The sequence below is a fragment of the Pontibacter qinzhouensis genome, assembly GCF_008017455.1.
In the GTDB taxonomy this organism is placed as follows: Bacteria; Bacteroidota; Bacteroidia; order Cytophagales; family Hymenobacteraceae; genus Pontibacter; species Pontibacter qinzhouensis.
Genome location: NZ_VRTY01000075.1, coordinates 19,361 through 30,764 on the forward strand (window position 1 = coordinate 19,361; position 11,404 = coordinate 30,764).

Sequence of the window (11,404 nt, forward strand, 5' to 3'; positions counted from 1 at the left end):
TAATGACAAAGTACATCTGGGTGCTTGTATTTCTGCTTTTTGCAGGCACAGCTTCTTCCCAAGTTCAAAATATTTCTCCCCAGACTAATCCTATTGATTATTCTCAGCCGAAACAATACCGTTTAGGAGGTATTACGGTTAGCGGTGCCAATTTTCTGGACCCAAATGCACTTATATCTGTGGCCGGGCTTAAAATAGGCGATCAGATTACAGTACCAGGCGATGAAATAAGCAAGGCTATTCAAAAACTTTGGGACCAGGGTATATTAGGAGATATCGAAGTCTATATCACGCGACTTGAAGGCGACAATATCCATTTGAACTTTAGCCTGAAAGAACGACCTCGCCTTTCAAGATTTAACTTTACTGGTATTAACAAAACCCAACGCGATGCTCTTGAAGGAAAAATTGCCTTGACACGTGGAAAAGTAGTGACAGATGAAGTTTTAAACAGAACCCGTAATACAATTCGGAATTATTACCTCGAAAAAAGCTTTCTGAATGTAAAAATCAATATTACACAGCGTCCAGACTCTGTGCTACCTAATAGTGTAGTGTTGAACATAAATGTAGATAAAGGTAATAAAGTTAAGATCGCTGATATAAGCTTTGCCGGAAACGAAGCTTTCCCTGATAAAAAGCTGCAGCGCCAGCTAAAAAAGACAAAAGAAAAACGTTGGTATAAACTGCTAACCTCCTCTAAGTTTGTACGTTCGGAGTATGAAAACGATAAACAACTGCTTATAGACTTTTATAACAACGAGGGCTATCGTGATGCTGTTATCGTATCTGATTCAGTTTTCAGAATTAACGACGACAGGCTGGGCATCATTCTTAGAATAGACGAGGGTACTCGTTATTATTACCGCAATATAACCTGGACAGGTAACTATATCTACGACGATGCCTATCTCTCCAGAGTGCTGGGCATAGGCAAAGGAGATGTTTATAACAAGCAGGAACTGGAGAAACGATTGTCGTTTAACCCAACCGGCGGAGTAGATGTTTCGGCACTTTACCAAAACGATGGCTATTTGTTCTCGAACATAGAGCCAGTAGAAATTAAAGTGGAAGGCGACTCGATTGACCTTGAAATGCGTGTAACAGAAGGACCTCAGGCAACTATCAACAAGGTAACGATTACCGGAAACGACAAGACCAGTGAACATGTTATTCTGCGGGAGGTACTTACCTTGCCAGGCCAGAAATATAGCCGCGCTGACCTGATTGATACACGTAACAGGCTGTCTAACCTCGGCTATTTCGACCCGGAAACAATTGGGCTGGTACCGGAGCCTAATCCTGCAGATGGTACTGTAGACATACATTATAGTGTAACAGAGCGGGCAAACGACCAGATAAGTTTATCTGGTGGTTGGGGTGGTGCCATTGGTGCTGTTGCAACAGTAGGACTTACCTTAAATAACTTCTCAAGTCGTAAAATGCTTAACCTGTCTAACTGGCGGCCAATTCCGGCTGGCGATGGGCAGCGACTGGCGCTAAACGTACAAGCAAACGGTAAGTATTATCAATCCTATTCACTTTCTTTTACAGAACCATGGTTAGGTGGACGTAAGCCAAATGCCTTTACGGTAAGTGCTTACAAAACAGTTATCAGACAGCCTACTTCAGAAGGAGGCGAGAGCCGCCTGAATGTGGATGGGGCTACCATTGGTTTAGGAAGGCGCTTAACATGGCCAGACCAATGGTTCCAAATGAGCCATGCCATCTCCTATAGCAGGTACAGACTTGAGAACTATACGGCATTTGAGTCGTTGCTAGGCTTCCGGACCGGAGACTCCCATAGCTTTACCATTAACAACACGCTGGCCAGAACAAATCTTGATAACCCGCTGTTCCCAAGAAGAGGTTCATCTTTATCGCTTGCTGTAAATGCAACACCTCCTTATTCTTTAGTTACTGACAAGACAAATAACTTCCAGCTACTAGAATACCACAAATGGATGTTCGATGCCTCTTACTTTATAAACTTGGCAGGGAATTTGGTATTAAGTACAAGAGCACACTTTGGTTTCTTAGGAAGTTATAGTAAAGATACGCCAATAGGTCCTTTTGAAAGATTTAAAGTAGGTGGTTCTGGTATGGCCGGTGGCAACTTCTTTATTGCAACAGAGTTTATTGGCCTCCGAGGTTACGATGACCAGCGAGTAGTGAATACCTCAGATCAGACATTGTTAAATTCTGGAGGGGTGGCCTATAATAAGTTTGTGATTGAGCCGCGCTACCTGATTTCTCCTAACCCGGCTGCCACTATTTATGGCCTTGCATTTTTGGAGGCAGGTAACAATTTTGGATCTTTTGATACCTATAATCCATTTAAATTGTATCGTTCTGCCGGTGTAGGAGCCCGAATATTTATGGCACAGTTTGGCTTGTTAGGGTTTGATTATGGCTGGCGACTGGATACAATTCCGGGTATGCCAGATATGAAACGTGGTCAGTTCCACTTCATTATCGGGCAACAGATTCGCTAGCAGGAGGGAATTTGTATGAAAAAATATTTGTTAGCGTTCTTAGTAAGTTTTTTGGTATGCTTTGTTTCAGAAGCCCAGAAGTTCGGGTATATTGACTCTGACTTTATATTAAGCAAAATGCCCGCTTATACCAAAGCACAACAGGAACTCGATAAATATACAGATGTATGGCAAAAAGAAATTGAAACCATGCACCAGGAGGTAGACAAACTGAAGCAGGAATTCAGAGCAGAAGAAGTTCTACTTACTGATGAAATGAAGCAGAAGCGCCAGGCGGATATAACCAAGAAAGAAGCAGAAGTAAGAGATTACCAACGCAAAGTATTCGGGTATGAAGGCATGATGTTTAAGCGCAGGCAAGACCTTATCCGGCCAATTCAGGATGAAGTATTTACGGCAGTGGAGAAAGTTGCAAAAGCTCGCGGGCTACAGGTTATCTTCGATAAATCCGGTGACCTGGTAATGATCTATACCAATCCGGTGCATGATTATACAGAGTACGTACTGGAGGAACTAGGGCTTGCTTCCGAAAAACAGAACACTGCCGGTAACAGAACAAATACAGCCATTGACTCGCCTGATAATTTGCCTGAAGTAGGTGAAGACGGCACAACAGAAGGAAATTCAAATCAGCCTGCTACGGGCAAAGCCGCTAACCCGGCTCCGTCTAAAGCAGCACCGAAGAAGAAGTAGAATAAACCAACATCTATTAATCTATTTATTTAACCAACCAATGATGAACAAAATCAAAACATTAGTAGTAGCGTTCCTATTAATCAGCATTTCATCCTTTGCACAGACAGGTAACCAGCCGATCAAAATTGGCTACACCAACGTGGAATACATTTTGTTGCAACTGCCAGAAAGCAGACAAATAGAATCTGAACTGAAAACGCACAGCACCCAATTAGAAAACCAGCTGAAAACCAAGTACTCTGAGTATGAGACAAAGTTAGCAGCACTCGAAAAAGGTGGTCCGACTATGGACAAAGTAGTGCGTGACGACAAAGAAAGAGAACTGATGAACATGCAAAATTCTATCCAGGAATTTCAGCGTAATGCGCAGGCTTCTTTACAGCAAAAAGAAAAATCGTTAGTTGACCCTGTTATCAATAAAATAGATCAGGCAATTAAGGATGTTGCGAAAGAAAACGGTTATACCTGGGTAATCAGCAACCAGGCGCTGCTGTCAGGTCCTGAAGATGGCGACATCTCTCCTCTGGTGTTGAAGAAATTAGGTGTTGACCCAAGCAAAGTAACTGAGCAGGCTGCTCCTGCAGCAACTAATCCTGCATCAACAACTACTACACCAGCAAAAGCGCCGGTTAAAACTACACCAGCCAAGAAAAAATAAGTAGTTTCTTAATACCTTAAAAAGAAAGCCGTTGTGTTATACTTCGGCTTTCTTTGTTTTAGTAACCTATAGTTCTTAATTCGTGATAGATTTTACAGAGCAGGAATCGACTGAGGATTCTGATGAGCTTTATGAGCACCATCGGATAATTGTAGACAAGGGACAGGCTTTGCTGCGCCTCGATAAGTTTCTGATGGATCGTCTGGCAAATGTAACCCGTAATAAACTTCAGGAAGCTATCCGGTCAGAATCTGTGCAGGTAAACCAGAAGCCGGTAAAAGTAAGCTATAGGGTCAAGCCGTTTGACCTTATTACTATTACGCTACCAGATCCGCCCCGAGACACAGAGGTGCTGCCGGAGGCAATTCCGTTGGTCATACCCTACGAAGATGACGAATTTCTTCTTGTGAATAAGGAGGCAGGTATGGTGGTGCATCCGGGGTATAGTAACTGGAATGGTACCTTAGTAAATGCTTTAACCTACCACCTGCAGAACTTACCGATAACTCAGAATGGAGCAGCCAGGCCAGGTTTAGTGCACCGCATTGATAAAGATACGTCTGGGTTGCTGGTAATTGCCAAAACAGATTATAGCATGGCTTACCTGGCAAAACAGTTTTTTGACCATAGCATTGAGCGTACCTATTACGCACTGGTATGGGGTGTGCCTAAAGAATTGGAAGGAACAATAACGGGGCATGTGGGCAGGAGTGCCAAAGACAGGAGAGTAATGGCCGTTTATCCTAACGGAGAGTTTGGCAAGCATGCTGTTACGCACTATAAAGTACTTAAAAGCTTCCGGTATGTATCGTTGCTGCAATGTAACCTCGAAACCGGCAGAACGCATCAGATACGCGCTCATATGAAATATATGGGCCACCCCTTGTTCTCAGATGCTACCTATGGAGGCGACAAGATATTACAAGGTATGCCAAACGGAACTTATAAAGCCTTTGTCGAAAATGCTTTTAAGTTGATGCCAAGGCAGGCCCTGCATGCAAAATCTTTGGGATTCAAGCATCCTCGTACAAAAGAGTTTGTTCAGTTCGACTCCGTTCTACCCGATGATTTTATGGCAGTGTTAGATAAATGGTCTATGTATGAGGAATCCCTTTAAATAGTCTCCATGAATTATTTAAATCAAATTAGCCTTCCAAAGCTTTACAAGAGCAATTTTAGTCAAGGGTTATAAACTAAGTTAAAACAAAAGAGCCTGTTCTGAAAAGAACAGGCTCTTTTGTTTTAACTTAGTTTATAGTATCTATTTTTTACTTGTCTTGCTTAACTCAGCCAGAGCTGCTTCAGCCTGAGCATTTGTTGGGTCGAGGTCCTTAGCTGCCTGGTAATGTTTTGCAGCATTTTCTCTGTCGGCCTTTAAGTAGTAATAGTAACCCAAGTACACATTAGACTCCACCAGTTCCTTTTTATATTTCTCCTGATCAGCCTGCGCCAGTTTCATGAACTCATCGTAATGTGGTTTTGCCAATCCTTCTGTTGTTTCAGGATCAAGGCTTGCCTTGGCACGCGCTCTCCATAAGTGGGCATAAGCATAGGTAGGGTTGGCGTCTGTAATTTTTGTGTACGTTTCATCAGCCTTCTGAAAATCTCCAGACATCATATAGATGTTACCAATGTAATAGTAATCTATATTTTCAGGATCAGACTTTTGGAATTTCCTTTCGTATACATTTACAGCTTTGTCATACTGCTCAGTGCTGGCATACATGTTTGCCAGTTCAGTATAGAACTCAGCTTTGTTTGGCTCCATCGCCAGGGCTTTCTCCAGGTTCTCGATAGCTTTAGGCCGCTGGTTGTTCTTAGCCAGCATTTTGCTGTAGTACTCATAATCGCCAGCACGAACTTTGTTTTTGTCTACTTTAGCAAAGAAGTTTTCCATGGCTTTGAGTGCCTGCTCATGCTGCCCTAATTCATAAAGCGAATAGGCCTGTAAACGATTCATAACCGTATGTTCCGGCTCCTTCTTCAGTACTTCCTGCACTTCAGTTAAAGTTTTTTGGTAATCTTTCGTCAGGAACAGGAACGACGCATATTTGGCGCGGGTCTCGCTGGTATTCTCGGCCATGTCTACGAACTTTTTGAACGTAGAAACTGCCTGGTCGAACTTACCGGCAAAGTAGTACATTTCGCCTAGGTCGTGGTATGCCGGAGCATAGTTCGGGTCTGCTGCTATTGCTTTGTTAAATGCCTCTTCCGCGGCTTCGTAGTTGCGGGAGCGTGTATAAACCTGACCAACACGCAGGTGAGCCTTCGGATACTTATCGTTAACCAGAATTGCCTGGTCGTAATTTGTAAGCGCTTTGCCACCGTCGTTTTGCTTTAAATAAGCATCACCTAAAATAACAAACGTTACAGGGTTCTTATTGTCGCGCTGTATGGCTTGGTTCAGGTACTCAATGGCTTTGGTCATGTCAGTCTCGTTAGACTCTACATAAGCTTCACCGATCATGCTTAACACATACGGATCTTTCGACTTGCTTTGCTTCAGCGCTTTGTCAAACTGACTTTCGGCTGCCGCTTTGTTGCCTTTCTCCAATTCTACTTTACCTAATCCGACCATGTTAATAGCAGATTTGGCATTATTTGCTAAACCTTGGTTAAAGTAATATCTGGCAGAGTCTGTTTTATCTGTTCTGATGTACACATCGCCCAGAGCAAAGTAAGCTTTATCAGCCTCTTTACCACTCAGCTGAGACTTGTAGTATGATTTAGCTTGCTGATATTTTTCCAAATCAACGGCCATTCTTCCCTGATCAACACTTTGTGCTACTGCACCTGCTGTAGGAATAGCTGTTGCCATAAGGAGGATATACTTCCACTTGTTGGTCATCGTTTTAAAATTTAAAGTAGTTATTGTTTAGTCTTAGTTTTGTCTATTGCCGCAGTCCTATTACCCGCACAGGCATTGTAGCTGGCACTAATCCCGATTTCAGGAAGATGCGCTGGCCCTTGTCGCCTGCTATGAAAGATGCAAAACCTGTGCCAAGGCCCGTTCTGCCCTCTGTGCTTATAATATAAAGGTATCTGCGTAGCGGATAAGTTCCCTGAGCTATGTATGCCTGGTAAGGCTGGTAGTAACTATCGGTAGTTGCAGGGCTCGATTCTGTACTTACACCCACCACTTTTATCTTCTCCATAAACCGTACAGCAGTTGTGTCGTCGAAGTCGCTGATCCAGTTTACTCCAATCACGCCAATCGTATTTTCATTCTGCGATACATAATCAATTAATGCCTCATGCGAGTTGCTGGCATACGTGTTAGAGGGCAGCGCCTGGTTCGCTATAATAGAATCCTGCACAAAGCGTGCGGTACTGGAGTTATTATTATCGAACACAATGGTAAGGCCATTTATTTTGTTCCCGGGGCTCAGGTCGGCCCACGACGTTATGTTGCCACTAAAGATATCTTGTACCTGGGCCACAGTAAGTAACGTATCCGGGTTATTTTTGTTTACGATTAAGGCAACGGCATCAATGGCTATTTTAACAACACGAGGAATAATCTTGCGCTGGTCAAAAACTGCTTTCTCATCTGGCCGCAAATCTCTCGACAACACTGCTACACGAGTGCTATCGCGCAGCAGATCCTGTATTACAGCGCCTTCAGACTTGTACTGCGGGTTAAGCTTTGCATATTTATAGATACTCTCGAAGGTATAAACCTGGCTATCCATTATTGGCTGAAAAGACTCATCAATGCTGATAGTAATGTTTCCGGAAGTAGGAGTGTCAGCAGGGGTATCTGAGTTATTACAGCCTGTTGTTATCAGCACGATTGCGGTTGCTATTCCTATAGCCCATTTTTTAATCCCTAAATTTATCATGCCTTTTTTGAGAATTTTTTTGGTAAACTCTTACAAATCTAATAATTCCATATAATATTAGAACACCTCCTAATATTATTTTCATATTTTCAGGTAACCCCAGGTTGTACTGTCTAACATCAGCAAATATCAAAAAGAAGCCTGCTGCGATGTATATCAGTGTCATTATCAAGGTAAAATAAAACACTACTTTGTGAAATCCTTTGGGTTGAGGTCTTTCTCGTCTAGGTGGTAGCATAGCTGATTTATATAATCTCCTTTCTTATGTTTTATTAGCAGAAATAGAAATTCGCTTATAAATTCTAATTTAATATTTTATTTGCGTTTATCCAGATTCTTCATCGTCTAAATTGTGTTTTTAGTGCCTTCAGAACATATTCTGGCGTTACAGTTTGGCCTAGTAGAGCATGAAAAGGTTACTGGAGCCCGATATCGAATAGCTATCTTGAGTTAAGTACTATAGCAGATGAAGCACAGACAAATGACTAATCTGCTATAGCTGTTGTTATAATTGTTGCTGAAGGTATATCGGTTGCTTTAAGCTATAGACTTGTACTTGCTACCGACTAGCATAACTTCAGATATTACCGGGTAGCAAATATTAATTTAAATTATATCTTATTTAAGAGTAGGTAGTTACTCGGTTTTAAGTAACGAATTATTCTAATAAATAATGCCTTCCAAAGAAAAATTTATGAAAAGTTGTCAAGGGTATTAAGTATTTACACCCTTTCCTTTCTTTCAAATTTGTTAACAAATTAAGCTTTAATAAAAAAGCCCTCCTGTTTAGGGAGGGCTTTTTTATTAACAGAGGTTGTAAATCCTACTTAAGTGTGTACTTAATCGGAATGTTATACCTTACTGGTACTGCTCTACCATTTTGCTTTCCTGGAGTCCATTTAGGCATGCTTTTTATAACTCGGATCGCTTCCTCGTCACAACCAGCACCTAAACCTCTAAGTACGGCAATATCGCTAATCTCGCCTGTTCTGCTAACTACGAAAGAAACGTAAACGGTTCCTTCTACACCAGCACGAATAGCTTGCTGCGGGTATTTAATGGCTTTGCTGATGAAACCGAACATGGCTGCTTCTCCACCAGGGAAAGACGGCATCTGCTCTGCAAATGTATATGGCTTTTCTTCCACTATTTCGGCCACAGCACCTGTACCATTAATGTCGCCGATAGGGGCGGCAGCTATGTTTTTAACACCTTCCTGCGTTTTAAGACCGGCCGATATTTCAACAAGCTCTTTTGCTTCTGCCAAATCCTCTTCATCGTCGCGTACCTCCTCATTTCTTTTTACAACAGGCGGCGTATATTTTACGGTTGCCTGTTGTGGTGGCGGTGGCGGCGGCGCATCTGGTGGTGGTGGCGGCGGCGGCGGTGGCGGCGGTGTGTTCTCTACTGGGGGTGGCTGGGCCAGTTCTACTTCCGTTACAACACGCTCAATTACCGGTGCAGGTGGCTCATCTCCTTTAAGTGCCTCCTTTACAAGCGGAATGCTTATAAAAGCAGCAAATAAAAGGATAGAGATAATAGCAGCCTGTGTAATATGCTTGTTGTAAAGTCTTCGAAGTAGGTAGGCACCATATGCTCTGTTTCGTCCTGCGAAGACGATATCATCGAGCGATGCTTTTGCTAACTTGCTAACTTCCATTCTGCTTAGTTTAAATTAATTCTGACTCTGTACTAAATCTATGTCTTGCTTTGTTATATCGACCATGGCAAATCGTTTGGTGTCTGTAATTTTCATCTCATCCAAAATATCTACCATGTTTTTATAACGCGACCCTTCCATCGGTTTAATCATAACCACCATTTTAGTGTTCTGACGAACACGAGGCGTTAGCAAAACTTTTCGGATGCCGTTTGCTGAGTAATCCGTTGTTATGAGCTCAGGATTATCATCAACGAGACCGAAATAATAATGAATTTTATCATCCTCTCCCAGAATAATTGTTGTTGCGTTCTCAGCCTTCACAGGCGTTAAATCTTCAATATTATCTGGTTTTACAGGCATTTGGATCTCCATGGTCTGCGGCTTACTAAAAGTAGTCGTCAGCATGAAGAACGTCAGCAACAGGAAGGCAAGGTCTACCATTGGTGTCATATCCAGGTGGACAGACATTTTCTTGGCACGTTTCTTCCCTCCCTTACCGGAGTCGGCTTTTTCTTGTACTTCTGCCATTTCTTATCTCCTTTCTTATAATGATGTTGGTCGTGCCTCCATGTCTGTAATCAGGTTAAACCTGCTTACTTTCCTCTCCTCCAGCGTCTTAATGATCTTGTTGATGGTGGTAAAGTTCGCGTCAACGTCACCTTTGATGGCTACAATAACCTGTGGGTTCGTTAAACGTGTTTGCCATACCCATTCAGAAAGCTCATTGTTCAGAGAATCTATTGGAATACCAGGCTGATTTACTTTTTTACGATCATCTATTCCCATAGAGAGGAACCCTGGCAGCTGCCTTACCGGCACGCCAAAGTTAGATGTTAGCGAGAAAGCTTTTCGCTGGTCTTCGTTAAAGGTAACGCCGTACTTCTGGCCTATTTTATCAAGAAGCTTCTCTCTTGTTTGCTGCCCGTCTACACCATAAAAAACCCGGTTGTCTTTGTCAATCGCAATAGTAATTACGTTAGACTCTGGTATTTTTATTTCGGATACAGAAGTAGGAGTGTCTACAATTACTGCATCGTCTGGAGCAAATTTAGTGGTCAGCATGAAGAAAGTAACTAACAAGAAGGCCAAGTCTACCATTGGCGTCATGTCCAGGGTAGGTTTGCTTCTTTTTATTTTTACTCTAGGCATTTTGCTGATTTAAGAAATTAAATTGTTTGCTGTCTGGCAGTAGAATTGGCAGGAGCAGTTTCGTGCTGAGCTGCGAAAGTAGAGATGATGCTGAAGCCAGCTTCGTCGATGCTGTAAGTTAACTCATCAATCTTACTAGTGAAATAGTTGTAGGCAATAATCGCGATAGCAGAACCTGTTACACCAAGTGCTGTGTTGATCAAGGCCTCAGAGATACCGTTAGAGAGTGCTGTGGCATCTGGTGTTCCGGAAGCTGCAAGAGCCGAGAACGCTTTAATCATACCAAGTACTGTACCAATCAGACCTGTAAGTGTAGAGATAGAGGCAATTGTTGAAATAATTACCAGGTTTTTCTCTAGCATCGGCAGCTCAAGCGAAGTAGATTCTTCAATCTCTTTCTGGATGGCAGCTACTTTCTCTGCTTTCAGCAGTTCAGTGTCGTTCTGCATTTCCTTGTACTTCAGCAGGCCTGACTTTACTACGTTGGCAACAGAACCTTTTTGTGTGTCGCAGGCAGCAATTGCTCCGTTAACATCGCGCTGGTTCAGCTTTAAAGAGATAAGACGTACGAAACCGGCTACGCTCTTAGTTCCTTTTGCTTTGCTGATGGTTAATGTTCTCTCGATAGAGAAAATTAATACTAATAGTACCAGCGACATCAGGATAGGCACTACATAACCTCCTTTGTAAACAATGCCTAAATAATTTCCGGGTAGTGGGTGATTCTCGTTGTCACCGCCTTCAAAATTCGCGCCGTTACCTAATACAAAAATATAAATCAGGAAGCAGGCCAAAATGGCAACCGGTATTACGATAGTAGCAAATAAAGAGCCCCCTGAGCTACCTTTGGCTTCTACATTAGCATCTTTGCTCACTACTGCAGTCTTTTTTTCCATTTTCT

Annotated in this window: 10 protein-coding genes; 4 read left to right on the plus strand and 6 right to left on the minus strand. The window is 42.5% G+C overall.

Annotated elements, in window-relative coordinates:
* Positions 1-2 precede the first annotated feature (2 nt).
* The 4 genes from bamA to FVR03_RS17350 all read left to right on the plus strand — a co-directional run bounded on the left by bamA (position 3) and on the right by FVR03_RS17350 (position 4,966).
* Positions 3-2,495 carry an outer membrane protein assembly factor BamA gene (gene bamA, locus FVR03_RS17335; protein ID WP_147923030.1) on the plus strand — a complete coding sequence of 831 codons (2,493 nt, stop codon included), beginning with the start codon at positions 3-5 and terminating at the stop codon, positions 2,493-2,495.
* Positions 2,496-2,510: 15 nt separating this feature from the next.
* Positions 2,511-3,188, plus strand: coding sequence for an OmpH/Skp family outer membrane protein (locus FVR03_RS17340; RefSeq protein WP_147923031.1), 678 nt, complete (start codon positions 2,511-2,513; stop codon positions 3,186-3,188).
* Positions 3,189-3,228: 40 nt separating this feature from the next.
* Positions 3,229-3,849 (plus strand): OmpH/Skp family outer membrane protein, encoded by a 621-nt coding sequence (locus tag FVR03_RS17345; protein WP_147923032.1) that lies wholly within the window; start codon positions 3,229-3,231, stop codon positions 3,847-3,849.
* A gap of 82 nt (positions 3,850-3,931) precedes the next feature.
* A complete protein-coding gene (locus tag FVR03_RS17350; protein WP_147923033.1) occupies positions 3,932-4,966 on the plus strand; it encodes an RluA family pseudouridine synthase in 1,035 nt (344 codons plus the stop codon).
* A 144-nt stretch (positions 4,967-5,110) separates the two neighbouring features.
* Here FVR03_RS17350 and FVR03_RS17355 read toward each other — a convergent pair whose 3' ends face one another.
* From FVR03_RS17355 to FVR03_RS17385, 6 genes are all read right to left on the minus strand, one after another.
* On the minus strand, positions 5,111-6,697 hold the full coding sequence (locus FVR03_RS17355; RefSeq protein ID WP_147923034.1) for a tetratricopeptide repeat protein: 1,587 nt from the start codon (positions 6,695-6,697) through the stop codon (positions 5,111-5,113).
* A gap of 43 nt (positions 6,698-6,740) precedes the next feature.
* Complete coding sequence (locus FVR03_RS17360; protein WP_147923035.1) at positions 6,741-7,691, minus strand: PstS family phosphate ABC transporter substrate-binding protein; 951 nt, start codon at positions 7,689-7,691, stop codon at positions 6,741-6,743.
* An 823-nt stretch (positions 7,692-8,514) separates the two neighbouring features.
* A complete protein-coding gene (locus FVR03_RS17370; protein ID WP_147923037.1) occupies positions 8,515-9,351 on the minus strand; it encodes an energy transducer TonB in 837 nt (278 codons plus the stop codon).
* A 15-nt stretch (positions 9,352-9,366) separates the two neighbouring features.
* Positions 9,367-9,882 (minus strand): ExbD/TolR family protein, encoded by a 516-nt coding sequence (locus FVR03_RS17375; RefSeq protein WP_147923038.1) that lies wholly within the window; start codon positions 9,880-9,882, stop codon positions 9,367-9,369.
* A 15-nt stretch (positions 9,883-9,897) separates the two neighbouring features.
* Entirely contained in the window at positions 9,898-10,503 is a 606-nt protein-coding gene (locus FVR03_RS17380) for an ExbD/TolR family protein (RefSeq protein WP_147923039.1), read from the minus strand.
* Between the two features lie 17 nt (positions 10,504-10,520).
* Positions 10,521-11,399 (minus strand): MotA/TolQ/ExbB proton channel family protein, encoded by an 879-nt coding sequence (locus FVR03_RS17385; RefSeq protein ID WP_147923041.1) that lies wholly within the window; start codon positions 11,397-11,399, stop codon positions 10,521-10,523.
* Positions 11,400-11,404: the final 5 nt, after the last annotated feature.